Source organism: Aurantiacibacter sediminis (assembly GCF_016019885.1).
GTDB classification, from domain to species: domain Bacteria; phylum Pseudomonadota; class Alphaproteobacteria; order Sphingomonadales; family Sphingomonadaceae; genus Alteraurantiacibacter; species Alteraurantiacibacter sediminis.
Genome location: NZ_JAEANY010000002.1, coordinates 48,321 through 73,911, shown reverse-complemented (window position 1 = coordinate 73,911; position 25,591 = coordinate 48,321). Strand labels below are relative to the sequence as shown.

33 protein-coding genes are annotated in these 25,591 nt (G+C 60.4%); 11 read left to right on the top strand and 22 right to left on the bottom strand.

The window, feature by feature from the left end; all coding sequences use genetic code 11:
• Window position 1: 1 nt before the first annotated feature.
• Window positions 2-925, top strand: a complete 924-nt coding sequence (gene rarD / locus I5L03_RS05845; protein ID WP_325100105.1) for an EamA family transporter RarD — start codon at window positions 2-4, stop codon at window positions 923-925.
• On the opposite strand, the gene pyrC is transcribed toward rarD, so the two are convergent.
• The gene (gene pyrC, locus I5L03_RS05840) at window positions 922-1,959 is read right to left on the bottom strand and encodes a dihydroorotase (RefSeq protein ID WP_197920825.1); all 1,038 of its coding nucleotides are present in this window, start codon (window positions 1,957-1,959) and stop codon (window positions 922-924) included. The genes rarD and pyrC overlap by 4 nt on opposite strands.
• A gap of 10 nt (window positions 1,960-1,969) precedes the next feature.
• Window positions 1,970-2,794 carry a patatin-like phospholipase family protein gene (locus tag I5L03_RS05835; RefSeq protein ID WP_197920824.1) on the bottom strand — a complete coding sequence of 275 codons (825 nt, stop codon included), beginning with the start codon at window positions 2,792-2,794 and terminating at the stop codon, window positions 1,970-1,972.
• A 38-nt stretch (window positions 2,795-2,832) separates the two neighbouring features.
• Here I5L03_RS05835 and ygfZ point away from each other — a divergent pair, with 38 nt between their 5' ends.
• On the top strand, window positions 2,833-3,570 hold the full coding sequence (gene ygfZ / locus I5L03_RS05830; RefSeq protein WP_197920823.1) for a CAF17-like 4Fe-4S cluster assembly/insertion protein YgfZ: 738 nt from the start codon (window positions 2,833-2,835) through the stop codon (window positions 3,568-3,570).
• Here ygfZ and I5L03_RS05825 read toward each other — a convergent pair.
• Entirely contained in the window at window positions 3,567-4,169 is a 603-nt protein-coding gene (locus I5L03_RS05825; RefSeq protein ID WP_197920822.1) for a TetR/AcrR family transcriptional regulator, read from the bottom strand. The two genes, ygfZ and I5L03_RS05825, sit on opposite strands and share 4 nt — an antisense overlap.
• Before the next feature lie 62 nt (window positions 4,170-4,231).
• Here I5L03_RS05825 and I5L03_RS05820 point away from each other — a divergent pair, with 62 nt between their 5' ends.
• A complete protein-coding gene (locus tag I5L03_RS05820; RefSeq protein WP_197920821.1) occupies window positions 4,232-5,113 on the top strand; it encodes a metal-dependent hydrolase in 882 nt (293 codons plus the stop codon).
• A 4-nt stretch (window positions 5,114-5,117) separates the two neighbouring features.
• Here the strand turns inward: I5L03_RS05820 and I5L03_RS05815 are convergent, their stop codons facing one another.
• From I5L03_RS05815 to rplU, 3 genes are all read right to left on the bottom strand, one after another.
• Complete coding sequence (locus tag I5L03_RS05815; protein ID WP_197920820.1) at window positions 5,118-5,669, bottom strand: GNAT family N-acetyltransferase; 552 nt, start codon at window positions 5,667-5,669, stop codon at window positions 5,118-5,120.
• 204 nt (window positions 5,670-5,873) lie between these two features.
• Window positions 5,874-6,143 carry a 50S ribosomal protein L27 gene (gene rpmA / locus I5L03_RS05810; protein ID WP_197920819.1) on the bottom strand — a complete coding sequence of 90 codons (270 nt, stop codon included), beginning with the start codon at window positions 6,141-6,143 and terminating at the stop codon, window positions 5,874-5,876.
• Window positions 6,144-6,176: 33 nt separating this feature from the next.
• On the bottom strand, window positions 6,177-6,689 hold the full coding sequence (gene rplU, locus I5L03_RS05805) for a 50S ribosomal protein L21 (RefSeq protein ID WP_197920818.1): 513 nt from the start codon (window positions 6,687-6,689) through the stop codon (window positions 6,177-6,179).
• A 233-nt stretch (window positions 6,690-6,922) separates the two neighbouring features.
• Here rplU and I5L03_RS05800 point away from each other — a divergent pair, with 233 nt between their 5' ends.
• The gene (locus tag I5L03_RS05800) at window positions 6,923-7,435 is read left to right on the top strand and encodes a hypothetical protein (protein ID WP_197920817.1); all 513 of its coding nucleotides are present in this window, start codon (window positions 6,923-6,925) and stop codon (window positions 7,433-7,435) included.
• Between the two features lie 87 nt (window positions 7,436-7,522).
• On the opposite strand, the gene I5L03_RS05795 is transcribed toward I5L03_RS05800, so the two are convergent.
• The 6 genes from I5L03_RS05795 to I5L03_RS05770 form a co-directional block, all read right to left on the bottom strand.
• On the bottom strand, window positions 7,523-7,954 hold the full coding sequence (locus I5L03_RS05795; protein ID WP_197920816.1) for a hypothetical protein: 432 nt from the start codon (window positions 7,952-7,954) through the stop codon (window positions 7,523-7,525).
• 63 nt (window positions 7,955-8,017) lie between these two features.
• Window positions 8,018-8,482, bottom strand: coding sequence for a molybdenum cofactor biosynthesis protein MoaE (locus I5L03_RS05790; protein ID WP_197920815.1), 465 nt, complete (start codon window positions 8,480-8,482; stop codon window positions 8,018-8,020).
• 1 nt (window position 8,483) lies between these two features.
• Window positions 8,484-8,726 carry a MoaD/ThiS family protein gene (locus I5L03_RS05785; protein ID WP_197920814.1) on the bottom strand — a complete coding sequence of 81 codons (243 nt, stop codon included), beginning with the start codon at window positions 8,724-8,726 and terminating at the stop codon, window positions 8,484-8,486.
• A complete protein-coding gene (gene moaA, locus I5L03_RS05780) occupies window positions 8,726-9,727 on the bottom strand; it encodes a GTP 3',8-cyclase MoaA (protein WP_197921468.1) in 1,002 nt (333 codons plus the stop codon). Before moaA ends, I5L03_RS05785 begins: the two co-directional genes overlap by 1 nt.
• Before the next feature lie 54 nt (window positions 9,728-9,781).
• Window positions 9,782-10,102: a Rossmann fold domain-containing protein gene (locus I5L03_RS05775; RefSeq protein WP_197920813.1), complete on the bottom strand. Its 321-nt coding sequence runs from the start codon at window positions 10,100-10,102 to the stop codon at window positions 9,782-9,784.
• Complete coding sequence (locus I5L03_RS05770) at window positions 10,099-10,467, bottom strand: dihydroneopterin aldolase (RefSeq protein WP_197920812.1); 369 nt, start codon at window positions 10,465-10,467, stop codon at window positions 10,099-10,101. The genes I5L03_RS05775 and I5L03_RS05770 overlap by 4 nt, the downstream gene beginning before the upstream one ends.
• 123 nt (window positions 10,468-10,590) lie before the next feature.
• Between I5L03_RS05770 and I5L03_RS05765 the strand changes: the two genes are divergently transcribed.
• Window positions 10,591-11,451: a DUF1499 domain-containing protein gene (locus I5L03_RS05765; protein WP_234035099.1), complete on the top strand. Its 861-nt coding sequence runs from the start codon at window positions 10,591-10,593 to the stop codon at window positions 11,449-11,451.
• On the opposite strand, the gene I5L03_RS05760 is transcribed toward I5L03_RS05765, so the two are convergent.
• The 10 genes from I5L03_RS05760 to coxB form a co-directional block, all read right to left on the bottom strand.
• Window positions 11,441-12,334 carry a class I SAM-dependent methyltransferase gene (locus tag I5L03_RS05760; RefSeq protein WP_197920810.1) on the bottom strand — a complete coding sequence of 298 codons (894 nt, stop codon included), beginning with the start codon at window positions 12,332-12,334 and terminating at the stop codon, window positions 11,441-11,443. The genes I5L03_RS05765 and I5L03_RS05760 overlap by 11 nt on opposite strands.
• Window positions 12,327-13,745 carry a threonine synthase gene (thrC, locus tag I5L03_RS05755; RefSeq protein WP_197920809.1) on the bottom strand — a complete coding sequence of 473 codons (1,419 nt, stop codon included), beginning with the start codon at window positions 13,743-13,745 and terminating at the stop codon, window positions 12,327-12,329. Before thrC ends, I5L03_RS05760 begins: the two co-directional genes overlap by 8 nt.
• A gap of 65 nt (window positions 13,746-13,810) precedes the next feature.
• Window positions 13,811-14,413: an SURF1 family protein gene (locus tag I5L03_RS05750; RefSeq protein WP_197920808.1), complete on the bottom strand. Its 603-nt coding sequence runs from the start codon at window positions 14,411-14,413 to the stop codon at window positions 13,811-13,813.
• Complete coding sequence (locus tag I5L03_RS05745) at window positions 14,410-14,802, bottom strand: DUF983 domain-containing protein (RefSeq protein ID WP_197920807.1); 393 nt, start codon at window positions 14,800-14,802, stop codon at window positions 14,410-14,412. The genes I5L03_RS05750 and I5L03_RS05745 overlap by 4 nt, the downstream gene beginning before the upstream one ends.
• 11 nt (window positions 14,803-14,813) lie before the next feature.
• Complete coding sequence (locus tag I5L03_RS05740; protein WP_197920806.1) at window positions 14,814-15,680, bottom strand: cytochrome c oxidase subunit 3; 867 nt, start codon at window positions 15,678-15,680, stop codon at window positions 14,814-14,816.
• Window positions 15,681-15,744: 64 nt separating this feature from the next.
• Window positions 15,745-16,341 (bottom strand): cytochrome c oxidase assembly protein, encoded by a 597-nt coding sequence (locus tag I5L03_RS05735; protein ID WP_197920805.1) that lies wholly within the window; start codon window positions 16,339-16,341, stop codon window positions 15,745-15,747.
• Window positions 16,338-16,466, bottom strand: coding sequence for a hypothetical protein (locus tag I5L03_RS13535; RefSeq protein ID WP_267904204.1), 129 nt, complete (start codon window positions 16,464-16,466; stop codon window positions 16,338-16,340). Before I5L03_RS13535 ends, I5L03_RS05735 begins: the two co-directional genes overlap by 4 nt.
• Window positions 16,463-17,356, bottom strand: a complete 894-nt coding sequence (locus I5L03_RS05730) for a heme o synthase (RefSeq protein ID WP_197921467.1) — start codon at window positions 17,354-17,356, stop codon at window positions 16,463-16,465. The genes I5L03_RS13535 and I5L03_RS05730 overlap by 4 nt, the downstream gene beginning before the upstream one ends.
• A gap of 180 nt (window positions 17,357-17,536) precedes the next feature.
• Entirely contained in the window at window positions 17,537-19,255 is a 1,719-nt protein-coding gene (ctaD, locus tag I5L03_RS05725) for a cytochrome c oxidase subunit I (RefSeq protein ID WP_197920804.1), read from the bottom strand.
• Window positions 19,256-19,296: 41 nt separating this feature from the next.
• The gene (coxB, locus tag I5L03_RS05720; RefSeq protein ID WP_197920803.1) at window positions 19,297-20,391 is read right to left on the bottom strand and encodes a cytochrome c oxidase subunit II; all 1,095 of its coding nucleotides are present in this window, start codon (window positions 20,389-20,391) and stop codon (window positions 19,297-19,299) included.
• Window positions 20,392-20,581: 190 nt separating this feature from the next.
• Here coxB and pyrE point away from each other — a divergent pair, with 190 nt between their 5' ends.
• The 6 genes from pyrE to I5L03_RS05690 all read left to right on the top strand — a co-directional run bounded on the left by pyrE (window position 20,582) and on the right by I5L03_RS05690 (window position 25,591).
• Complete coding sequence (gene pyrE, locus I5L03_RS05715) at window positions 20,582-21,160, top strand: orotate phosphoribosyltransferase (RefSeq protein ID WP_197920802.1); 579 nt, start codon at window positions 20,582-20,584, stop codon at window positions 21,158-21,160.
• Window positions 21,161-22,333: a serine hydrolase domain-containing protein gene (locus I5L03_RS05710; RefSeq protein ID WP_197920801.1), complete on the top strand. Its 1,173-nt coding sequence runs from the start codon at window positions 21,161-21,163 to the stop codon at window positions 22,331-22,333. It abuts the gene before it with no gap.
• A complete protein-coding gene (locus I5L03_RS05705) occupies window positions 22,330-23,070 on the top strand; it encodes a pyridoxine 5'-phosphate synthase (protein WP_197920800.1) in 741 nt (246 codons plus the stop codon). Before I5L03_RS05710 ends, I5L03_RS05705 begins: the two co-directional genes overlap by 4 nt.
• A gap of 100 nt (window positions 23,071-23,170) precedes the next feature.
• The gene (gene acpS / locus I5L03_RS05700; RefSeq protein ID WP_197920799.1) at window positions 23,171-23,575 is read left to right on the top strand and encodes a holo-ACP synthase; all 405 of its coding nucleotides are present in this window, start codon (window positions 23,171-23,173) and stop codon (window positions 23,573-23,575) included.
• A 13-nt stretch (window positions 23,576-23,588) separates the two neighbouring features.
• Window positions 23,589-24,467: a signal peptidase I gene (lepB, locus tag I5L03_RS05695; protein ID WP_197920798.1), complete on the top strand. Its 879-nt coding sequence runs from the start codon at window positions 23,589-23,591 to the stop codon at window positions 24,465-24,467.
• A complete protein-coding gene (locus I5L03_RS05690; RefSeq protein WP_197920797.1) occupies window positions 24,464-25,591 on the top strand; it encodes an AI-2E family transporter in 1,128 nt (375 codons plus the stop codon). The genes lepB and I5L03_RS05690 overlap by 4 nt, the downstream gene beginning before the upstream one ends.

Sequence of the window (25,591 nt, the reverse complement as noted above, 5' to 3'; positions counted from 1 at the left end):
CGTGAGCATCACGGCAGATCAGAACACAGCGACGCGGGGACAGGCGGTCTTCTTCGCATTTCTCGCCCACATGTTCTGGGGCTTCATGCCCATTTACTTGATCCTCGTGGCAGATGTCCCTGCGGTGGAATTCGTCGCGTGGCGCACGTCCTTTACGCTGCCGATTTGCCTATTTTTCGTCTGGTATCGAGGTCGCGGTGACCATTTGCGCGAATGCCTGAGCGATCGGCGCACGATGCTGACGCTGCTGGGCAGCTCGGCGATGATCGCGATAAATTGGCTAGGCTATATCTGGGCGATCCAGAACACCCACGTCTACGCCGCCAGCCTCGGCTATTACATCCTGCCGCTCAACATGATGCTGCTGGGCGTGGTGTTTCTCGGCGAAAAACTGTCGCTGCGCCAATGGGCGGCGGTGGCTCTCGCCGCGCTTGGGGTCGGCGCATTGGCGACCGGCGCGCTGACAACGCTTTGGCTGAGCCTGACGCTCGCCATGTCTTTCGGCATTTACGGATTGCTCAGAAAAACCGCTGCTGCTGGGCCGCTGGTCGGTCTGACGCTGGAAGCGATCATCCTCCTGCCGCTGGTGCTCGGCTATCTTGGATATGTGCAATTCTTCGGTGGCGGAACGGCATTTGGCCGGGACACCGTGGAAACGCTTGCAATCATGGCCGGCGGTCTGATGACCGCGATCCCACTGCTGCTGTTCGCCAGCGCGGCACGCGCACTGCCCTATACGCTGATCGGCTTCATGCAGTTCATCGCGCCGACGCTTGTCTTCATCCTCGGCCTGACGGTTTTCCATGAAGAATTGCAGGCCGCGCAGCTCGCCGCTTTCTTAGCGATTTGGGGCGCGGTGGCGTTGTTCAGCTGGGATATCTGGGCGAAATCGCGCGCCGCGCGTGCAGCCGCAGCCGTCGCCTAGCCAGCAAAACGCCAGCCGAGTGTCTCGCCTGCGTGGAACGGAACCAATTCAGTGCCCGCAGCCTCGATCGCGCCGGGCACACTGCACTCCGCTTTCTCCAGCGTCACGCTCTCCTCATTGACCGGCAAGCCGTAAAAGGCAGGGCCATGGAGGCTGGCAAAGCCTTCGAACTGGTCGAGCGCATTTTCCGCTTCGAAAACTGCAAGGTAGCTCTCGAGTGCGAACGGCGCGTTAAAAATGCCGGCACAGCCGCACGCGCTTTCCTTCGCTTCGCGGGCGTGAGGCGCGCTGTCCGTGCCGAGGAAGAATTTCGGATTGCCGCTCGTCGCAGCCCTCCGCAAAGCCAAGCGATGCTCCTCACGTTTGGCGACAGGCAGGCAATAGGCGTGCGGCCGGATGCCGCCGACCAGCATCGCATTGCGATTGATATGCAGGTGTTGCGGGGTGATAGTCGCCGCGACGTTGGGCCCGGACTGTTCGACAAAACGCACCGCATCGGCGGTGGTAATATGCTCGAACACGACTTTCAGTTCAGGCAGATCGTCGAGCAGCGGGCGCAGAACGCGCTCGATAAACACGGCTTCCCGGTCGAAAATATCGATGTCGGCATGGGTCACTTCGCCATGCACGCACAGCACCATGCCCACTTCCGCCATCACTTCGAGCACGCCGCGAATATTCGCGACATCGGTCACGCCGCTATCCGAATTGGTCGTCGCGCCAGCCGGGTAAAGCTTGGCCGCAGTGAATACGCCCGATGCAAATCCGCGCCGGATTTCTTCCGGATCGAGATTGTCGGTCAGGTAGCAGACCATCAGCGGATCGAATGCGATCCCGTCAGGCACAGCGGCCAAAATCCGTTCGCGATAAGCGCGCGCTGCCTCGACCGTCGTGATCGGGGGTGTCAGATTGGGCATCACGATCGCGCGGTGAAACTGGCGCGCGGTGTATTGCGCCACGACATCCAGAATCGCGCCATCGCGCAAGTGAACGTGCCAATCATCGGGGCGGCGGATCGTGAGCGATGTCGTCATTCGGCGCGCTCTAGCCCGAAGCGCGCTGCTGCGCCAGCCACGCTTTACCATCGCGCTCGCCTTGCTCCCAAGTACGAGTCACTTTGCTCGCATCGGTGAAATCGATCTTATCGGCGGCAACCTCTTCGCTGGGCTGAACATAGGTCCGGTCGCCCAATTCGCCGAGATTGCGATAGCGGCGGGTGAGCAGGACAAGCGTCTCGCCCTCATCCTCTGCAGGCAAAAGCACCTTGTCGGTCATTCCGCCATCGAGCACGCGCTGGTTATTCCAGGACGGCACATCGAAAACCGGTGGGATAGTGGCGGCAGCGCAGATCAGGTCGACCAGCTTGCCCTGTCGCGCAGCTTCACGCGCATCGACGCGGATCTGTTGAAGCCCGGCCATCATGGGAAGGCGCAGATGCGGCACGCCGCGCACCGCCTGATCGAGCTGATAAAGCGCGCCGTAAATCACTGCGGCGAGATGCGGCGGCAGCCCCTGAGGGGGAACGGCAAGTCCGGCTTCGAAAACCGGCCCGTCGGCAACGCGCTCGATCGCTTCTGCATCCAGCGTCACTTCGACGACAGCGCGATAAATCTCCTGATGCGGAGTAAAATTGCTTTTCTTGCGATCGAGATTGGAGTCGTTGAGGGCAAAAGCCTCGCTCATTACGGTGAGAAGATCCTGCTCGCGCCCCCCGATCCACGTGGCCGCGCTCAGCACGCCGCCGGACACGCCGGTGATGCGCTCCGGCTTCAGGTCTTCGAAGCTGCCGACTTCGCACAGAAAGCCGCCATGCCAGAAACAGCGGATCCCCCCGCCCGAAAACAGCACCTGATCGAAAGCTTTTGTCATCGCATTGCCTATGCCGCGCGCGCGCCTATCTGTCACCCATGACAATGGGAAGATTGACGAACCGCGCGGTAGTCCGCGTTTCCCCGCAGGATGAGAGCGAGGATGCCGTCGCTTTCCTGCAAGGGCTTTTGACCAATGATGTGTCGGGCGATGGACCCACCTATGCCGCGTTGTTGACGGCGCAGGGCAAAGCCATGTTCGACTTGATCGCGTGGCGCGATGGCACCGATGTCCTTTTAGATTGCGAGGCCGAGCGCGCCGAGGATTTGGCCAAGCGCCTGTCCCTTTATCGATTGCGCCGGAGGATCGACATTGCAGTAGATCCGTCACGCGCTGTGTTCTGGGCGGATGAGGCGGCAGACGGTCTTTCGCCAGACCCACGCCTGCCGAGCCTAGGCTTTCGGCGCATAGGCGAGCCGGACGGTTCAAGCGAAGATGTAGACGACCGCTATCTCGCCCGTCGCTTGGCTCACGGGGTGGCCGAAGGTTTTGCCGAGCTTGGCGATATTCTTTGGCTGGAGACCAATGCCGCGGAATTGAACGGCGTCAGCTTTACCAAGGGCTGCTATATCGGCCAGGAAAACACCGCGCGAATGAATTGGCGGCAGAAGATCAATCGCCGTCTGGTGGTCGTGCCGCTGGACATGTCGCAGGAAAAGCGGCGGAAAGCGGAATACCCAGCGCTCGGCCTAGCAGTCGATCATCTGCGCGTCGATGATATTCCGCCGGAGCATGTGCCCGTATGGATGCAACTCGACGACAGCGCGGCAGACTAGCCCGCCATTTCTCCATAGGTGTTCTGAAACGCCGCGATCAGCATTTCCTCTGCCTTGTCGCGCGAGACAGAGCGTTTGACAGATAGCGATTCGGCCAGCTGCTCACCCAGCAGGGCATCGCCCAGAGCCAGCAGCACCAGCGTGAACGTTGTTTCATGCATTGCCAGCTCATTGCCTGGAAGGACTTCTTCGGGCGCAAGATCGTTTACGAGCTTGTGCACCGCCTCGATAATCGGATCGAGGGCGTCTTCATTGCCTGAGGCCAGCATCCAGCTCGCAAGCGGACCGCCGCCTTCATGACTGAACGCATCGAACGCCAAATCAACCACGTCTCGCGCGCTGCCCGCGCCGGCCCTGCTCGCCCTGACAGCCACCGCGATCGACTCGCAAACGCGCATGGCAAGATGCCGCGCCAGCTCCTTCTGCAAGCCGGAAGCGCTGCCAAAGTGATGCAGCAGATTGGCGTGAGTACGCCCGATTCGCCCTGCAACCGCTTTCAAAGTCACCGCCTGTGGGCCCGCCTCGATCAGCAAATTGCGCGCAGCTTCCAAGGCGGCAGCCCGGCTTTCCTCCGGACTCAAACGTTTCTTTGTTGACATGAGTGTCAGTAGCCTATTAACATTGGTGTTAGTTGATATGACGATGTTGAGGACACAGTGTTATGACTGCCACCCCCCACTGGCAAGAAAAGCGCGCCAAAACCCCTGCCATGACTGTGCGCAATCGCCGCTTTGGCCGCGGCCTTCGGCGTGAGCGCGGCATCGATCCGGTCGTTGCGTCATGGTTCGGTGCGCTTTCCTGCAGCTTTCCCCGCGCAGAGGTGATGTTCATCGAAGCCGTGCGCGCTTTCCGCGATGAAGTGCCCCCCAAACTGGCCGAGGAAATTCGCGATTTCATCAAACAGGAAGTGAATCATTCTCGCGAGCATCTGGCTTTCAATCGCGCCTTTGAAGAGATCGGCTATGATTTGAGCGCTATCGACGCGCGGGTCGCGCAATCGGTTGCGGATACGCAAGCACAGGCGCCAATTTTCCAGCTATCGATCACCTGTGCGCTCGAACATTTCACCGCTATCCTCGCCAATCTGTTCCTGCGCGAGCCTGAGGAATTTGCCACCACGGGCATCGGCGATCCGCAGCTTTGGCTGTGGCACGCTGTCGAGGAAATCGAGCATAAAGGCGTCGCCTTCGACACATGGCAGCATGCCACGCGCGAATGGTCCAGCTTCCAGCGCTACCGTGCGCGAGTGATGATCATGCTTGCGGTCACAGTGCGCTTCCTGCGCAATCGTACGGCTGACAGTCTCGACCTGCTGGAACAGGACGGCATCACCGGATGGCGTGCGCGGTGGCAATTGTTGGCCTATCTGGTGTTCAAGCCGGGGATGCTGCGCAAAGTGTTCGGCGCGTGGCTCAGCTGGTTCAAGCCGGGCTTCCACCCGTGGCATCATGATGACAGCTATCTGATCGCTGAGTGGGACAATCAGCAGACCTTGCCTGAACGTAGTAAAGCAGGGTCAAAAGGCGGCCCCGCCACCACCTAATTGCTCAGGCAGCAGCGGGGCGTTCGCTGACAGCAGCGGTCACACGCAAATTCTTCACGTAGCGACGACTGAGAACCTGTTCGTCCCCACGGCCAAGACTGCGGGTTGCGGTGATTTCACCCGTGTCGGCAAAGCCCGCCTTGCGCAGCACGCATCCACTTGCCGGATTATCGAGGAAATGGCGCGCTTCGATCGTGTCGATGCCGATGGCATCCGCAATCTCGACAACGCCATGCAGCGCCTCGGTCGCGTAGCCCCGGCCCTGCCAGTCACGCCCGATCCAATAGCCGACTTCTTCACCGACTGAGTCGAGCTGTTCGAACCCGATCATACCGATAATCGGCGCGCCGACCGCCTGCGGAAGAGTGATGACAAATCGGTGGCCTTCGCCTTGCGCAGCCGTCGCGCAGAACTGGCGCGCGTCATCTTCGGTATAGGGCCACGGAGCGCGGGCGAGATTACGGACGATAGTTTCATCCGCAATGCCGCGATAAATGCCGCGCCAGTCTTCAAGGAACACAGGCCGCAAGAACAGCCGCTGGGTACGCATGAACATTTGAATTCTCCCGCAAGCCGGGTGCCCGCCTCCATTGGGCCGCCGGTGTTTCAAATTCGGGACTTTCCGCAAAGAAATTCCCGCGTGAGGGAAGGAGAATCAAAAAAGGAGACGGGGCGGCCCCATCTCCTTCCTGCTTTTCGGAAACTTTTCAGCTCCGAAAGGGGCCATCCCGGTGGATGAGCCCCTTATCGGATCATCCGGTTATTCGGCGGCTTCCGCCATGGCGTCGACCGAGACGTATTTGCGGCCGAGCTTGCCATCGTGGAAACGGACGCGGCCCGCTTCGAGCGCGAACAGCGTGTGGTCCTTGCCCATGCCGACATTGGAGCCCGGGTAGAACTTCGTACCGCGCTGGCGCACGATAATGTTGCCCGGAACCACTTCCTGGCTGCCGAACTTCTTCACACCAAGGCGACGACCGGCTGAGTCGCGACCGTTACGCGATGAACCGCCTGCTTTTTTATGTGCCATTGTGTCTTACTCCGTGGGTCCGCCTAAGCGGTCTTACTTCTTGTCTGCCGATTTCTTGGTGGCTGCAGCCTTCTTCGGCGCGGCCTTCTTTGCGGCGGGTTTCTTTTCGGCTGCTTCCTTCTTCGGTGCAGCCTTCTTTGCAGGTGCCTTTTTCGCAGCTTCCTTCTTGGGAGCAGCCTTCTTGGCTTCTTCCTTCTTCGGAGCTTCGTCCTTCTTGGCAGCGGCCTTCTTTGCAGGAGCCTTCTTGCTATCGCCTACGGCGGTGATGCGCAGCAGGGTCATCTGCTGGCGATGGCCGTTCTTGCGGCGATAGTTGTGACGACGACGCTTCTTGAAGACCGTCACCTTCTCGGCCTTCGCCTGAGCGATAACTTCAGCCGAAACCGTCACCTTGGAAGCGTCTGCCAGGTCGGCGCCTTCGCCGGCCAGCAGGACATCGTCCAGCGTGATCGAATCGCCAGCTTCACCAGCCAGCTTCTCAACTGCGATCTTGTCTCCTTCGGCGACGCGATACTGCTTGCCGCCCGTGCGCACTACTGCGAACATGGTGCTAAATCCGTTTATCTGGTGTTCTCGCCACAAGGCCGCTGAAGCGCCGCCAAATAACAACAACAAAAAAGGGCGCCCAAAGGGGCACCGGAAAGAGCGCTGCCGTTAGGCCAAGCTCTTGTGCCTGTCAACCACACAGTCGACTTTCGCGCGTGCTTTCTTTGCCCTTTCACACATGTGCGAATTGGGTGCTGGAAAGCGTTGCGGGTCCGATGTAGGGCCATCGGGAAATGATGCAAGCACGCTTTCGCCTTCTCAGAGCCGCGCCACTGGTCGCGCTGCCACTGCTTGCGGCATGCGCCAGTGCGAGTGAGGATTATCCGTCGCTCGCCCTGCGGGATGGCGAATTGGCAACCGGGACCATGCTGCCGGCGGAATCGGAACCCTATGTGCCTGCACCGCCTGCCCCCGCGACAATCGAATCGGTCAATTCACTTATCGGCACCGTGCGCAGCGCAAATGCGCGCTTCATGGAAGAACTGCCTTCCGTCCGCAGCCAGATCGCTGCTGGCCGCAATGCCTCTGTCGGAAGCGATGCCTGGTCCAATGCGCAGGTCGCGCTCGCCGGACTGCAGACGCGCAACAATGAAGGCATGATCGCCATGGCCGATCTGGTGCGCATTTACGCAGAGATTTCGACCGAAGGCGAAGCGATCGCAGCTGTCGAAGGTCCGTATGAGGAAGCTGCCGAGTTGCTCGAGCAACAGCACCAGATCATCGCTGAACTAATTCAGGCGCTTTAGGCCGACACAAGAAACGCGCGGAACCGAGAATATCGGCTCCGCGCGCTTTGGAGAGTGACGGCCTGACAAGGCGGGTCGCTTTGGCTGTCAGACCAGCGCGGCGATGGTCACCGTAATCACTCCCCACAGGAAGATCAGCACCGGCAGGATCAGAACCTGCACCGTCGCATCACGCCCGGTGGTGCGCCCATATGCCGTCATGATCCCCTCCTGCCGGAAACGGGCCCAGGTCAGCGCCTTGCTCTGGGTTTGCGGATTGAGCCGCGTCCAGATGGCGGGAACACCGAAGCCGGCGATCACAAACAGGGCGAAAATCACCACTGGGATCGCCATTTCTGGGTGGGCGAATCCGACACCCATCACGGCGATATATGCGAGAAAAAGCCCGACCGTCGCGGCATATAGCCCGGTCGGAAGTCCGAATGTGCGATCAACGGGAGGGTTGGTGATTGTGACTGGCGGCAGCTCGTGAATGGTGGCTGCCTGCGCAATCTGCTCGCGTGTAAACTGTTCTGCCATGGTGATGCTCCTTCCTGATGAGTGAGCAATGCACCGATTCGCCGCGGCGAACCTTGATCTCGATCAAGTTTGCGAAGCTTTTGTGTTCCACCGGGAAAGATCGCGGCGATCCTCATCGCGCGGCTCGATCCAGTGCCAGCCGTCCGCGCGCCTCTCGCGCTTCCAGAACCAGCTTTCGGACTTCAGATGGTCCATGCAGAAATCGACCGCTTCGAACGCCGCGCGCCGGTGATGCGATGCCGCAGCGACCAGCACGATTGGCGCGCCCGGCCGCATGCTCCCAATCCGATGATGCATTAGCAGCCCGTCCAGCGGCCAGCGCGCGTGCGCCTGCTCAGCCAGCGCTTCCATTCCCGGCAAGGTTAGCGGCGCGTAATGCTGGATTTGCAGCACTTTCACATTCCCATCGGGCCGCACTTTGCCGACGAAGCTGGCGATGGCACCCGATTCTGGATGCGCTTTCGCGAACAGGCCAAGGGCCTTTCCTGGCGAAAACCCGGTGTCGAGCACGCGAATGTCGCTGCTCATTTCAACCACCGCTGACAGGGGGCAGCAACGCGACCTCCGCGCCATCGCTGGCTGAAAGCGCTGTCTTGTCAGGCAGAAGTTCGCCGTCGACTGCGACGCGCACGGTGTCGTCTGCGATAGCCGCCATCAGACCGGGTTCAAGCATGGAAATAAGCTGTGCCCAGTCAATCGGCGCCTGCAGTTCGCGCGAGGGTTCCCCCGCGACATCGGCCAGCTTGCCGAGAAAGACCACTGTGATTGACATCAGCCCCCCGTCATCGACATGTGCCGTTCGAGCGCAGGCCCGCTGCCTTCGGCAATTTGAAAGTGGTGGCGCTCCGGCTTGATATGCATCGCTTCGTCGAGAGCCACGGCAAGCTGCTCCTCAGGCGCTTGCGATCTCAATGCTGCGCGCAGATCAACTTTCTCCGTTTCTCCCAGGCATGCATAGAGCTGCCCGGTTGCCGTCACCCGCACCCGGTTGCAGCCGGCGCAGAAATTCTGCGTGAGCGGGGTGATAAAGCCGAGTGTGCCGCCGGTCTCCTCCACCCGGACATAGCGCGCAGGCCCGCCTGTGCGCTGCGCCAACGGGATCAGCGTGAAGCGATCCTCCAGCCTGTCGCGCACGGCGGTCAGCGGAAGGTAATGATCGGCGCGCTGCTCCTCGACTTCACCGAGCGGCATCACCTCGATCAGAGTCATGTCGTGGCCGTGGGAATGCGCCCATTGCATAAGATCGGGTATCTCCGCCTCGTTCGAACCCCTCAGCGCCACAGTATTGATCTTGACGTGCAGCCCTGCCGCTCTTGCAGCCGCGATACCTTCGAGAACGGCAGCAAGCTGATCCCGCCGCGTGAGCCGAGCGAACAAGGCCGGATCGCGCGTGTCGAGGCTGACATTGACGCGCTTCACCCCGGCGGCCGCCAGTGCTTCGGCATGCTGCGCAAGCTGGGTGCCATTCGTAGTCAGAGTGAGCTCTTCCAGCCCGTTGCCGATCTCGCGACCAAGCGCCCGCACGAGGTCCATCATATCGCGCCGCACCAGCGGCTCGCCTCCGGTCAGGCGTATCTTGCTGACGCCTCGCGAAATGAAAGCCAGCGCAAGCCTTTGCAACTCCTCGAGGCTCAGCACCTCGCTCTTCGGCAGGAATTGCATCCGTTCCGGCATGCAATAGGTGCAGCGCAGGTCGCAGCGATCGGTCACCGAAAGGCGCAGATAGGTGATCTGGCGGCCGAAGCTATCGATCAGGGGCGGTGCGGAGGGCATATCGGCAATCATGGCGTTGGAAGACGTATAGATCAATCTTCGCCTGCGACATGCCTAAAGTTTCGCGGCGAGGGTGAAAATCTGTCCGGTGACGCCAGGCGCCTTGCGCAGATAAGCCTGTGTCGCCTTGATCTGTTCCACGGTCCCACCAACAATGGCGTTGACCCTTTTCGGAGCAGCCTTTCTGGCGAGCGCCGCAACGGCGCTGCTCTGCCACTCGCGATGCCGGTGATCTGCTGCCTCAAACATCAGCTGAATTTCATCGTGCTCTGTCAGCATCTGAAGGATATCTGGCAGCACGCGATCATGAAATTCAGCCGCCGCCTCCAGCGGATCGGACGAGAGGCCTTCTGCCCCGTAATGGCCGCCCCTCACGGCCGATCCCGCGTCAGGGTGATGCCGATTTGCTCATTGCGCTCGGACAGCGCCAGCTTGACGATCTTTACCTGCACCTGCTCGACACGTCCATCCTGCAGGAACAATGTCTCGCACACATGGTCGGCTACCGCTTCGATCAGCTTGTAGTGGCGATCTCCCAGCGCTTCGGAGCAGGCGAATTTCAGATCCATGTAGTTCTTGCTCTCTTCGAGAGGCGTTTCCGGATCGTAGAAACGTTTTTCTTTCAGCTTTGCGCGCACGGTGAAGCGCAGTGGCTGCGGCTTGCCGGTTTCTTCGGAATAGATCCCAGTGTGCACGTCATGCTCGAAATCGGTGAGCTCAAGATAAAGACTGTCTGCCATGATGGCTCGCGAAATCGCAGGAGAACGCGCGCTTGGCAAGCACAGAGGGAACCGCGCCCTGCGCTTGTCGGTTGACGAAACAAGGGCGCTGTGGCCAAGCACAGCCAGAAAGACGGGGAAGCAATGATGAGTGATGACGCAAAAAACGATCCGGCAGCGACGCCCGGCGTGAAGCCGGTTGGGGTGACGCCAGAGCCGACCGAGCCCAATTCGGACGCGACGACGGCGAATACGAAGGACAAGTCGAAGATCACCCGGCTTATCGGGAACTTCTCACTTGGCGGCGCTCTCATCATGCTCATCATCGCGCTGGGATCGCTGGTGCTCGCGCGTTATGGGATCATTGGCAAGCTTGATGGCTTCTCTTGGTTTATGATGATGATGCGCCCGTTCGCAGGGATTGCTGTGATTGCGCTCATCGGTATCATTATAGGCTTGATGCGGAAGCGTGGGGCTGGCTGGCGCAATCCGCTCGCGCTGATTATCAGTCTCGCAATGCTTGCTGTGTACTACCTGCAAGTCATTGCCCCATATCAGTCCAACCCGGAGATGCATGACATCACCACCGATGTGGACGATCCGCCGCAGTTCCAGACCCTGCCGCTGCGCGACGATTATCTCGAGATGTATGAAGGCGATATCGAGGCTTGGCGGTCAGCGCACCGCGAAAGCTATCCCGATCTTGAGCCGGTGATTATCGACCAGCCACCCGAACTGGTGATTGCCGATGCGCGTGCGCTCGCCGAAGAGCGCGGCTGGGAAATCGCTGAATATTCGCCCGAAGAGGGCCGGCTGGAAGCGACAGCGACGGCAGGCTTCATTCGCTTCTTTGACGATGTGGTTGTCGAAGTGACGCCGATTGCAGACGGTTCCACTCGTGTCGATATGCGCAGCATCAGCCGCGTGGGCGGCAGCGATCTCGGCTACAATGCTGCACGGATCGAGGCCTTCCTCGCAGACCTCGAAGAAGTCCCTATGCGTTAGACCAGCGGGCGAAAATGGCGGTGGGCAGCAGCCTGCCGCCCTGCCCCTCTTCGCGGACAGCCAGTTCTCCGCATTCGATAGTGCCCGGCAAATCGGCAAAGGCCTCTGCCAGCAGGCCGCCGATCGACAGCGCGCTCATCCGCACGGCGTAGACGGTGAGGAACAGGAAGCTACTGTCGGCATCGAGCAATTGGCGGCAGTCGCCGATGAGCCCCGGCAAGCTGTCTTCCAGCCGCCATGTCTCATTCTTCGGCCCGCGACCGAATTTCGGCGGATCGAGGATTATCCCGTCATAGCGCCGCTCACGTCGCACTTCGCGCGCGGTGAACTTGGCTGCATCATCGATCAGCCAGCGGATCGAGCGATCCTCCATGCCGGACAGAGCCGCATTGTCGCGCGCCTGCGCCACGGACTTCTTGCTCGCATCGACATGGGTCACGGGGCCGCACTGGCTCAGCGCCAGCGAGCCGACACCTGTATAGCCGAACAGGTTCATGGTCTGCGCATCGTCGCGCCCGGAAAGCTGTCCGCGCATCCATTCCCAAACGGGAGCCATATCGGGGAAAAAGCCGAGGTGGCGGAAGGGTGTGCATTGGGCGGTGAATTTCACCTCGTTCCACGCCAGCTCCCAGCCATCGCGCGGAACTTCGCGATTGAAATGCCAGCGGCCTCCGCCATCCTCATCACTGCCGGGTATGAACTCTGCATCCGCCTGCCATTCGGCATCGGGCAGGCGCGGTTGCCACATGGCCTGGGGTTCGGGACGTATGAACCGATAGGGGCCGTAGCGTTCCAGTTTGCGACCATTGCCGCTATCGATCAGGCCGTAGTCAGACCACGCCTCGCCAGCCATCACCAATGGTTGCGGCACGAGATCAGCCATCGGTGCTCTCCGTGGCGTGCTCGGCCACGTAGTCGCGTATGGCATCGTAGGTGCCGGGGAGGCGCGTGAAGCTTTCCTCGCGATCGAATAAATCGCCCATGCGCGTAGGCAAGTCCGGATTCACGCCCGTGGTCGCCTTCACCGCATCGGGGAACTTCGCCGGATGCGCGGTGGCGAGTGTCACGACGGGCACTGCGGGATCGATCCCGGCATCGCGCGCGGCGGCAAGGCCGATGGCGGTATGCGGATCGAGGATCTGTCCGTAGCGCTCAGCCGCATAAGCCATGGTGGCGCGCATGGCTTCCGCATTGGCGCGCGCACTGGTGAACAGCGCGGAGGCGCCGTCACGCTGCGCATTTGTCAGTTGCATCGCCTTGTCCGCCTCGAAACCGCGCATCTGCTCGGCCAATGCCACGCCGTCCCGGCCACCCACGTCGAACAGCAATCTTTCGAAATTGGAGCTGACCTGGATATCCATGCTCGGCGCATCGGTGGGGGTTACGGTGCCCGCCGAATAATCACCGGTGCTGAGCGCGCGGTGGAGTATGTCGTTCACGTTGGTGGCGACGATCAGCCGCTCTATCGGCAAACCCATCCGCGCCGCGACATAGCCTGCGAACACATCGCCGAAATTGCCTGTCGGCACTGCAAAAGCGACCTTGCGCTGTGGCCCGCCCAATTGCAGCGCGGCAGCGAAATAATAGACCACCTGCGCCATCAGCCGCGCCCAGTTGATCGAATTGACCGCGGTGATACGGAAGCAGCCACCGTTCGACGCCGCCATGTCGGCATCGTTGAACATGCGCTTCACCATCGCCTGCGCATCGTCGAACGATCCATCGATAGCGATATTGTGGACGTTTGGCGCCTGCACCGTCGTCATCTGGCGGCGCTGCACATCGCTCACCCGGCCATCGGGATGGAGTATAAAGATATCGATCCGCTCGCGCCCCGCGACTGCATCGATGGCCGCGCTGCCGGTATCCCCGCTCGTCGCGCCGACGATGGTCAAATGATTATCGCTGCGGCTGAGGAAATGCTCGAACAGTCGCCCGAGCAATTGCAGCGCCACATCCTTGAAGGCCAGCGTGGGCCCATGAAACAGTTCGAGCAGCCAGTGCTGCTGGTCCAGCTGGACGAGCGGCGTCACCGCATCATGGGCAAAGCTGCCGTAGGCGGCCTGGCACAGATTACGCAGTTCGTCGTCGCTCAGCGATCCGGCGGTGAACGGAGCCATGACACGCACGGCGAGTTCAGCGTAAGGGAGGCCAGCCATCGCCGCGATCTCGTCTTGCGAAAAGCGCGGCCATTCCTCCGGCACATAGAGCCCACCATCACTGGCGAGCCCTGCCAGCGTGACCCCTTCAAAATCGAGCGGCGGTGCGCTGCCCCTGGTAGAAACATATTTCATGGTGGAAGGCGAACTAGCGAGAGCGCACTACCCCCGCAAGCAAGCTGTGATTTGCGTTGAGGCAGCTAGTCTTGCTCGCGCCAGCGCTTGCGCAGGGCGAAGCCGTAGATCAGCAGCGCGGTGAGCGCGAAAAAGAACCACTGCCCAGCATAGGCGAGGTGGTTATTCGGCATGTCCGACGGGTCGGGCGCAGCGGAGGCTTCGAGCCCGTTCACGGGTTCGGCAAGCGTAATCCGGTAATCGTCACCCAGCTGCGTTAGAACGCCCGTGATATTACCACCCGACCAATCGGGCTCATTCGGTCCCGGAGACCATCCGACGACAGCGTAGATTTCGGGCGCTTGTGCTGCTTCGGATGTTCCCTCGACAGACAGCACACCGCAAAGGAATTGCTGCGAATATCCCGTGCGGCCTGTATCAGACCGACCAGCGATTGCGTTCCACTCGGTCGGGTTTGTGCACGAATATTCGACTGTGCGGTAAAGCAGGCCATCCAGGCTCTGTTCGCTCAACTGCACTGGCGCCTGCTCCGATGCGGATTCGAATTCCGCGATGAGCGCGTTCTTCTCATCCGCACGGCCCAGCTGCCACACGCCAAGTGCGACCATTACACACGCGGCGGCCAGCACGATGATTGTCGGGATGATCGGGACTTTACGCGCGCTCATTGCGCATCCTTCGCCTCATGCCGATGCTCTTCAGCGCGGCGCTTGTATTCGGTGGTGAGCAGCCACGCCTTGGTCAGTCGCAGGCCGAGCACGACGCCGCCCGTAATCAGCGGCAGCCACAGCAACGCATGCACCCACCACGGCGGATCGACGCTCAATTGCAGCCACAGCGCCAGCGCGACGACAATCGCGCCCACACCCATCGTCAGGAATGCGGCTGGCCCATCGCCCACATTGAATCTGGTGAAATCGAGGCCACAGGCATCACAGCGATCGGCGAAGGCTATGGGGCCTGCAAACAGAGTTTTCGCGCCGCAGCGCGGGCAAGATGCGAAAAGGGCGGCCACGCCAGATGCGGGCCGCCCCTTCGTTTCGTGAGGAATGTCCATCACGCGTGGCCTTAGCCGTATACAGGCGCGCCCCAGCCGCCCCAGACATAGACAGCGATGAAGAGGAACAGCCAGACGACGTCAACGAAGTGCCAGTACCAGGCAGCCGCTTCGAAACCGAAGTGCTGCTGCGGGGTAAAGTGGCCCTTATAGGTGCGGAACAGGCAGACCGCGAGGAAGATGGTGCCGACCAGAACGTGGAAGCCGTGGAAGCCGGTCGCCATGTAGAATGCGCTGGAATAGGTGTTGCCACCGAAGCCGAATGGCGCATGGCCATATTCGTAAACCTGCACTGCGGAGAACAGCACGCCGAGCGCAATGGTGAGCCACAGACCCTTCTTCAGGCCTTCGCGATCGCCATTGATAAGCGAGTGGTGGGCCCAGGTTACGGTCGTGCCAGAGCACAGGAGGATCAGCGTGTTAAGCAGCGGGAGGCTGAACGGATCGAGCACTTCCACGCCCTCAGGCGGGAACTGTGCGAGCAGCGCGGCGCCTTCCTGTCCGATCAGGTTCTGCCAGACATTGTCCGCCGCCTCTCGAATAGGAGCGGGGAACAGGGCAAAATCGAAGAAAGCCCAGAACCAGCCAACGAAGAACATGACCTCCGAAGCGATGAACAGGATCATGCCGTAACGCATATGCAATTGGACCACCGGTGTGTGATCGCCGCGCTCTGCTTCATTCACGATCTTGGTGAACCAGGCGAAGAAAGTCGCGATCAGCAGCGCTATACCAACGCCCAGAACGGCAACGCCGCCGGCCATTTCGTGCATATACAGCACCATGCCGCTGGTGAAGACGAGCCCGCCGAGCGCGCCCATCAGCGGCCAGATATCGGGATCGAGAATGTGATAGTCGTGGTTCTTCGCGCCAGCCATGTGTCTGTCCTGATCTTGCGTTTCAACAGCCCCTTAAACTCCGCTTCGCAGCGGGTCCAGAGGCTTACCTTAGTTCTTCGTTATTTGCTGCAGCCTCGTCCGCATCCTGGGCGAGACCGCGGTGGAAAGTGTAGCTGAGCGTGATCTGCTCAACATCTTGCATAAGAGGGTCATCCAGCGCCGCCGGATCGACATAATAGAGCACCGGCATGCGGATTTCCTCGCCCGGTTGCAGCGTTTGCTCGACAAAGCAGAAGCACTGGACCTTGGCGAAGTAACGGCCTGCAGATTTCGGCTCGACATTGAAAGTCGCAGTGCCGGTGATTGGTTCGTTCGTGTCGTTGCGCGCCATGTAAAACGCCATGTCGCGCTCACCCACGGCGATTGTATCGGTCACCTGCAACGGCTCGAAAGTCCATGGCATGTCGCGCGCCGTATTGGCATCGAAGCGGATCGAATAGGTTGCGCCCGTCGCGCGGGATGCGGCTGCATCCGCTTCTGCCTCGCTTGCTACCTGCGTCGTACCACCGAAGCCTGTGACGCGGCAGAAAAGATCGTAGAGCGGGACAGCGGCATAGCCGAGACCGAGCATGGCGAGCGCGGCACCGAAGGCAAAAAGCATAGTGCGGCGATTGCGATCTTCGAGAGTGGCTGTCGTCATTGTTCGCCGATCCTCACGATAGTGATGGCATAGAACAGCACCACCATGCCGAGAAGCACGAGGCCGATGACGATATTTCGGGCCTTCTGACGGCGCCTATATTCCTGCTCTTCTTCAGGGGTCATGCGATTACTCCTGCCTGCGCCAGCACGCGGTCAAGCACCAGCGCGCCGAACAGGACGAACAGATAAAGGATCGAATAGGCAAACAGCTTCTTCTCCGGCTTCATCCCGTCGCCATCCACACTGCGGCGCAGGCCCACAGGCACGGTAAGAGCGAGGAAAATGCCGGACAGGATCAACGCCGAAATGCCATAGATCGCGCCGGTCCCGCCAATAAGCCATGGCGTAATGCTGAGCGGGAGAAGCAGCGCGGAATAGACGAGGCTCTGGCGGCGGGTCGACACTTCGCCTGCAGCATTGGGCATCATCGGGATATTGGCGGCGGCATAATCGGGCTTCACCCACAAAGCGAGCGCCCAGAAATGCGGCGGGGTCCACATGAAGATGATCGCAAACAGCAGGACCGGCATCCAAGTGACTTCGCCTGTCACCGCAATCCACCCGATCAGCGGCGGGAACGCGCCCGCAGCCCCGCCGATGACGATGTTCTGCGGCGTGCGCGGCTTCAGCCACATCGTGTAAATCACGACATAGAAGAACACCGAGAACGCAAGGAACCCGGCGGCGAGCCAGTGGACCGCGAGGCCCATCACCATCACGCTCATGCCCGAAAGGAGCAGGCCGAAATCGCGCGCATCGGTTGGTTTGATCGTGCCACGTGGAAGCGGGCGTCCCTGCGTCCGCTTCATTTTCGCATCGATATCGGCTTCCCACCACATGTTCAGCGCGCCTGCGCCGCCCGCGGCCAGCGCGATGCACAGGATGGCGGTGAAACCGATGACAGGGTGAATACTGCCCGGCGCAGCGAGCAGGCCGCACAGCGCCGTAAATACCACAAGGCGCATGACCTTGGGCTTCGTCAGCGCGAAGAAATCCCGCCAGTCAGCAGGCATCGGCGTGCTGCGTGCAGGAAGCGCGACGCTGTCTACCGGGCTGGCAGCCACAGCGATTGCGTCGATCTCTTCTGCATTGGGGGCGGTAATGGCGGTCATCGTCCTGTTGTCTTGCAGGAAGGGGCGCCTCGTTTCCGAAGCGCCCCCTCCCCGTTGTTTAGTGCAGCCGAGAGGCGGGCGTTATGCCGTCGCCGGCTTCGCGCTGATGTGATCATCAGCACTGTGGTGGTCTTCGATCACCGGCAGCGTTTCAAACTGGTGGAACGGCGGCGGGCTGGAAAGGCTCCATTCAAGCGTCGTCGCGCCTTCGCCCCAGTAATTGTCTTCCGCACGGCGACCGGCCAGCAATGCGTAGCCGATGTTCACGAAGAAGATGATCATCGAACCAGCCATGATCAGGTAGCCGTAGCTGGCGATCTCGTTCCAGTAGGAATAGGCAGCAGTGAAATCCGGATAGCGACGCGCCATTCCCTGCAGGCCAAGGAAGTGCATCGGGAAGAAGATCACGTTCACCCCGACAAAGAACGTCCAGAAGTGCAGGTGGCTCAGGAATTCACTGTGCCAGCGGCCGCTCATTTTGGGGAACCAGTAGTAGAACCCGGCGAAGATCGAGAAGACGGCACCCATCGACAGCACGTAGTGGAAGTGCGCCACCACGTAATAGGTGTCGTGAAGGTTGTCATCGATACCGCCATTGGCGAGTACGACGCCCGTCACACCGCCGACGGTGAAGAGGAAAATGAAGCCCATCGCCCACACCATCGGTGACTTGAACTCGATCGAGCCGCCCCACATCGTGGCGATCCAGCTGAAGATCTTGATGCCGGTCGGCACCGCGATCACCATGGTGGCGGCGGTGAAGTACATCTTCGTATTCACGCTGAGGCCGACCGTATACATGTGGTGCGCCCACACGATGAACCCGACAACGCCGATGGCGACCATGGCATAGGCCATGCCGAGATAGCCGAACACCGGCTTGCGGCTGAACGTCGCAACGATCTGCGAAACCATGCCGAAGCCCGGCAGGATCATGATGTAGACTTCAGGGTGGCCGAAGAACCAGAACAAGTGCTGGTACAGGACCGGGTCACCACCACCGGCAGCGGTGAAGAAGGTGGTACCGAAGTTACGATCGGTCAGCAGCATTGTGATGGCGGCCGCGAGCACCGGAAGCGCGAGCAGCAGCAGGAATGCCGTGACCAGCACCGACCATACGAACAGTGGCATCTTGTGCAGGGTCATACCCGGCGCGCGCATATTGAAAATGGTAGTGATGAAGTTCGTTGCACCAAGGATCGAGCCTGCACCGGCAAGGTGCAGCGAGAAGATCGCGAAATCGACCGCCGGCCCCGGGGACGCAGTTGTCGAAAGCGGCGCATAGGCTGTCCAGCCGATACCTGCACCATTACCCACGCCGCCCGGTACGAACAGCGAGAAGAGCAGCGAGAAGAAACCGGCAACGGTCAGCCAGAACGAGACGTTGTTCATGCGCGGGAAGGCCATATCCGGCGCACCGATCATCAGCGGAACGAACCAGTTGCCGAAACCGCCGATCATGGCCGGCATGACCATGAAGAACACCATGATCAGGCCGTGGGCCGTGATCAGCACGTTCCACATATGGCCTTGCTGGTCGAAAGAAGTGCCGTCGCCTCCAAGCGCGCTTACCACCTGGCCCATGACCTGGAGACCCGGCGCTGCCAGTTCCCAACGCATCAGGCCGGAAATCGCACCGCCGATGATACCCGCGATAATCGCGAAGATCAGGTAAAGCGTGCCGATATCCTTGTGGTTGGTCGACATGAACCAACGCGCGAAGAAACCAGGCTTATGATCGGCATGATCATGCGCATGGTCTTCTGTGTGAGCTTGGAAACCGTCTGCGGTGGTGGCCATTTTCGTGAACCTTGTTCTTGAACGTCTATTCTAAAATTCGATTAGGCGGCAGCGGCTGCTGTTTCGGCATCGGCTGCGTCAGCTTCTGCGTCTGCATCTGCCTCTTCGCCTTCAGCGTCTGCTTCCGGCGCCGGAGCAGCAGCTGCGGCCGCTTCAGCATCAAGCTGGGCGCGCGTCATGCCACCGGGCTGCGATTGCACCCACGCGTTGAAGTCTTCCATGCTGCGCGCTTCGATGGTGATCGGCATGTATCCGTGGCGAGCACCGCACAACTCCATGCACTGGCCGTAATAGATGCCTTCCTGCTCGATCGTCAGCACCTTTTCGTTGATGCGGCCGGGCACGGCATCCAGCTTAAACCAGAGTGAAGGCATGCCGAAAGAGTGAATCACGTCTGCGCCAAATGTCTGCAGGCGGATCGGCACGCCGACCGGAACGACCATGCGATTGTCGACAGCCAGCTGGTGCGGCTCACCGGCGGTCAGCGCTTCCTCGACAGACAGCATGTTCGAAATCACTTCGAAGCCGCCATTGTCGACATATTCATAGCCCCAATACCACTGATAGCCATTGGCCTTGATGGTGATCGCGTCCTCAGGCGGGGCCTGATATTGCTTGGCAATCAATGAAATCGACGGAACCGCAATCACGACGAGGATGATAACCGGGACGACCGTCCAGATAACTTCGATCAGCGTGTTGTGGCTGGTTTTCGAAGGATTGGGATTCTTCGCGCGGCGATAGCGCAGGATGACCCACATCAGCAGGCCGAGAACGAACAGGCTGATCGCGGTGATGATCGGCATCAGGATCGCATCATGCATCCACAGCGCGTAATCACCATTGACTGTGTACTGATCCTGGAACGTCATCGAAGCGATGGCATCATCTTCAAAAGAAGTCGGCTGGCCGAGAATCATGTCGGGGCCGAAATGCTCGAATGCAGGCGCATCGGTTTCCGTCACCACTTCGCCGTCAGCCACGCTTTGGCCTTCTGCCACCGCTTCATCGACCGAAGTTGCCGGCTCGGAAATTTCCTGCGCAAAGCTGCTCTGCGGCAGGATTGCGAGGGAAACGGCAGCTACCAGCAGGGCCAGGGACTGCAATTTGTTGCGGGCGATGTCGCCAAGATTCATAGCGTACGTGCTTTCCAATTTTCTACTCGGGCCAACAGCCATCTCGACCAAAGTGTGGGCTGTTTGTGCGCGCCTATACGCGCGCTTGCCCCATGCCTCAAGCGCAACTAGGGACTTTTTTCGACAGGGTCTATGTGGTCCTTGGTCCAACGCGCTGCAGTTCAATCGAAAGTATGAGAGGTCCGCCCATATGACACAGGATGAAGTCCTTGCCGAATTTCGCGATAGCGGGGCTCTGCTTGAAGGGCATTTCAAACTCTCATCCGGCCGGCACAGCGGACACTACTTGCAATGCGCGCGCGTATTGATGAACGCGCAGCGCGCGGCACGGCTCGCAGAAGCGCTGTCGGAAAAAATCCCGCGAAACATTGTCGAAACGCTCGATGCCGTCGTTTCGCCGGCTATGGGCGGCATTATTATAGGGCATGAAATGGGCCGCGCGTTGATGCTGGATGCGATGTTTCTCGAACGGCCCGAAGGCACTTTTCACCTGCGCCGCGGATTCGCTCTTCAGCCGGGCGCCAAAGTTTTGATGGTGGAAGACGTCGTCACTACCGGTCTTTCCAGCCGCGAAGCGATCGCAGCGGTGGCGCGCGAAGGCGGAGAAGTGCTCGCCGAAGTCAGCCTGGTCGATCGCAGCAACGGCTCGGTCGATCTGGGCGTGCCATTCTTTCCCCTCATCGATATCGACTTCCCGACATACGCCGAGGATGAAGTGCCGGCAAAGCTTGCGGCGATTGCAATCACGAAGCCGGGCAGTCGCGCGTAAATGCTATTGCGCTGGCTGATTGGACTGGGCATCGCGGCCGCAAGCGTCCATGCGGGGAGCGCGCAAGCGAGCTCGAGCTGCTACCCCTTGCCCAGCCAGCAGCCCACCGAAGCAGAGCGGGAGCAGGCCCGGTTCACTTCGGACTATACCTACGAAGCTTTCGACCTTTACGAGCGAGCAAACGAGCTGGGCGTCCTCCTTGCCGTGTCCATCCCGGAGGGCGTTACGGACTTCAGCGTGCGGATCGCTTGCGAAAGGATAGGCGCCTACTACGGCCCGCTGGCTTCAATAACCAAACAGATGACCGCCATCCTCGTGATGCAAGCGGTGGAGCGCGGTGAGCTGGAGCTTGATAGGCCTGCTGATGTATATCTTCCGTCGCTTGCTGGCGATCTGCCCGCGCCGACGATCAGGCAATTGCTGCAGCACCAAACCGGGCTGCGCAATCCCGATGACAGCGCACGTGACGCGGATGGCGTCCCAGCTTTCCACCGTCTGGAGATGGTCGCCTTTGTTGACGGGCCGGAAGGTTCGATACTGTCGAGCGACACGGGCGCAAATGTCGAGTGGTGCCTGGCGGGACGCGAATCCAACCCTACCGAGGGCTGGCGCTACAACAATTGCGATTACGTGGTGCTCGGCGAAATTCTTGAAGCCGCGACCGGACGCGATTTTGCCGAACTGGTCGATGGCTTGGCTCAGCAAGCCTCGGCAGGACATATCACAGTGCCCGGCCTTTCCGGGCGCTGGATTTCTCTGAAAGACGAGGGAAGCCCGCAGATCGACCTGCTAACCTATGGCGCGAGCGGAAATCTTGTCGGATCGCTTGAGGCCGTCGCGCGCCTCGATCGTGCACTTATGGATGGCCGCCTGCTTTCCCGACAATCACGCGAAACCATGTGGGAAAGCGATCCTTCCCTTGGCTACATGGCGCTCGGCCAATGGGTTTTCGAAGCCCCGCTCGCAGGGTGTGCAGCACCGGTGCGCATAGTCGAGCGCCGTGGTGAGATCGGCAATACGCAGCTGCGCAACCTTGTATTTCCGGACCACGACCGTGCACTGGTCTTGGCTTCTACACAAGAAGGCTTCGATTTCGGAGAAATCTGGCAACAGTCAGGCCCCACCTTCGAGCTGGCCTCGAAATTCGTTTGTGACATTGAGAGTGAAGCATGACAGGCAAACTCCGCCTCGGCGTGAACATCGACCACGTTGCCACGATCCGCAACGCGCGCGGCGGCGATCACCCCGATCCCGTGCGCGCGGCGGAAATCGTGGCGCGTTGTGGCGGGGATGGCATCACCGCGCATTTGCGCGAAGACCGTCGGCATATCCGTGACGATGACCTGAAACGTATTCAGGGTGCGACCGACTTACCGCTCAACCTCGAAATGGCGGCAACCGAGGAAATGCTCGCCATCGCCCTGGCGCACAAGCCGCACGCCGCTTGCATCGTGCCGGAAAAGCGCGAGGAGCGGACGACCGAAGGCGGCCTCGATGCTGCAGGCCAGCACAATCATCTAACCCCCATCATCTCCCAACTGAAAGATGCCGGCATTCGCGTTTCACTGTTCATCGAGGCGAGCGAGCGCCAGCTCGATGCCGCGCTGCAGATGGGCGTGCCGGTGGTGGAATTCCACACCGGCGAATACGCCCATGCCGCGCTGGATGGCGATCATGAAAAGGTCGAGCGCGAGCTGAAGCGCATTTCCGATATGTCGGCCCTCGCCGCCAAGAACGGGATCGAGCCGCATGCAGGACACGGGCTAACATACGAAAACGTCCAGCCCATCGCCGCCATCCCGCAGCTCGCCGAGCTCAACATCGGGCATTACCTTATTGGCGAGGCGATTTTCGACGGGCTGGAGCCGGCGGTCTTGCGGATGCGCGAATTGATGGATCTGGCGCGGTGATTATGACCGAGACAGCCCACCCCGCTGCGACTACGCCTCGCCTTTCGGCTCGGCAAGTCTCACTCCCCTCCCGCTTGCGGGAGGGGTTGGGGGTGGGCAAATGATCATCGGCCTCGGCTCAGACCTTTGCAATATCGAGCGTATCCAGAATTCGCTCGACCGGTGGGGTGACCGCTTCAAGCAGCGCAGCTTTACCGATGTGGAGAATGCCAAGGCAGCGCGGCGTCCGCTCACGCAGGCGGGCACTTATGCCAAGCGTTTCGCCGCAAAGGAGGCGTTCAGCAAGGCAGTGGGCACCGGCTTCAAACGCGGCGTCTTCATGAAGGATATCGGCGTGGTGAATGCGCCCTCCGGCGCGCCGACGCTCGCGCTGACAGGCGGAGCGAAAGCGCGGCTGGAACAGCTGACGCCGGACGGGTATGAGGTGTTCATTCATCTCACCCTCACCGACGATCATCCATGGGCGCAGGCCTTCGTGATCCTTGAAGCGCATCCCAAGCCCTAGAATAATCGCCCCCATGACTGACGAAAAAGAGCAGGATGAGAAGGTCAACTGGTGGGCCGAGCTGCGCGGCCTTGCCGTGATGCTGCTGGTCGTGCTGTTGTTCCACACCTTTATCGCCAAGCCGTTCTACATCCCCTCAGCCAGCATGGTGCCCAATCTGATGGTGGGCGACCGTTTGATCGTGTCCAAATATCCCTATGGCTGGAGCTGGGTCTCGGCGAGCTTCCACGTCCTTCCGCGCAGCGACTGGCGTATTGCCCCAGCGACGCCCGAATATGGCGACATCGTCATCGTAGTACCGCCCGATGAAAACACCGACTACATCAAGCGCGTGATCGGCCTGCCGGGGGACACGGTGGCGCTGGTGGACGGACAGATTATCCTGAACGGCGAGCCGGTGCCGCAGGATATGGAGCCGCCGGTGCGCCTTCCAGCCGAAAACGATAATCTGTGCGCCACCGCCTTCGGTAGCGAAGCGCCCTGCCTCGATGATTTCGAGCCGTACCGCGTCACGCTGGAAAACGGCACACACGTTTACGAGCCGCCGACTTATCGCGAAACGCTACCAAACGGCGCGAGCTATCTGATCATCGATCATATGCGCCAGCGCTTCGACAATATGCTGCCCGTCACCGTGCCGGAAGGCCACGTGTTCTTGATGGGCGACAATCGCGATCACTCCTCGGACAGCCGCGCCCCTTCGCTGATGCAGGGCGGCAATGGCCTTGGCGGGCCCGTGCCGCTTACCAGCGTGGGCGGACGCGCTGAGATTATTACATTTTCGCTCGACGGAACTTCCAGCTACAACCCGCTTTCATGGTGGGGAGCCTTGCGCGGGGAGCGCGCCTGGACACCGCTACGGCCGGAGCTGAGAGTGGAGCCATCGCAATGAGTGACAAGCCCGAAGATGTCGAAAGCGGCATGGGTGCCAGCCCGGCGCGCATCTCCAGCCCCGAATTGCGTTTTGAGGCATGGCGCGCATTTGTGTGGACCGCCGTCATTGGCCTGATCGCCTTGGCGGTCTATATTTCGCACAGCCTGCTGGTCATTTTTGGCGCCATGGTCTTTGCGGCCATGGTCGACGGCGGCTCGCGCCTTTTGGGTCGTGTTCTGGACATCGGCCGGATGTGGCGCGTGACGATCGTCCTTATCGCCGTTTCGGCCTTTCTTTTTTGGCTCAGCATGTTTGCGGGCTCGCAGATTTCTCGCGAGGCCGCTGAGTTTCCGTCAATCGTGCAAGAACAGGCAATGCGCGTATTCGCATGGATGCGCGAGCAGGGCTTTGAAGTCAGCATGGACAGCCTGCAGGCAATGGCGAGCCAGGCGGCCAGCGGCTTTGGCACCGTTACACAGGCGCTTGGTGGCCTGCTCGGCGGGGTGACCACCGTTATTCTGATCGTCATCATCGGCATTTATTTTGCGCTCGAACCGCAGCTGTATGAGCGCGGCGTCGCTTGGATGCTGCCCAAGGGCCGCCGGCATTATTTCTTCGAAACCGCGAAGAAGATGGGCTCCACCATGCGACGACTTATGGCCGGGCGGCTTGTCGGCATGGTGGTGGAAGGCATCTTCACCTATCTCATGCTCTTTGGATATGGCGTGGTCACGGGCGACGAAATCCCGATGGCTGCGCTGCTGGCGATCCTGACCGGACTGCTTGCCTTCGTGCCCAATATCGGCGCGATCATTTCTGGCGTGCTGATGGTGCTGGTGGGCTTTTCCGGCGGAGTGCAGATGGGGATCTACACGATTTTCGTTTACCTCTTCGTCCAGAACATCGATGGCTATATCGTCGTGCCGATGATTGCGCGGAAGACGGTCGATCTGGCCCCTGCACTCGTGCTCGCATTTCAGCTGATAATGGGTATCCTGTTCGGCATCCTTGGCCTGTTCCTCGCCGATCCGCTGCTCGCCATGATCAAGGTGGCGCTGGAACAGCGCGCCGCAGCGCATGATGCAGATGATGAAGCGGCGCGCATAAACGGCCAAAGTCCATTGGAGACAGACCCTGCGTAA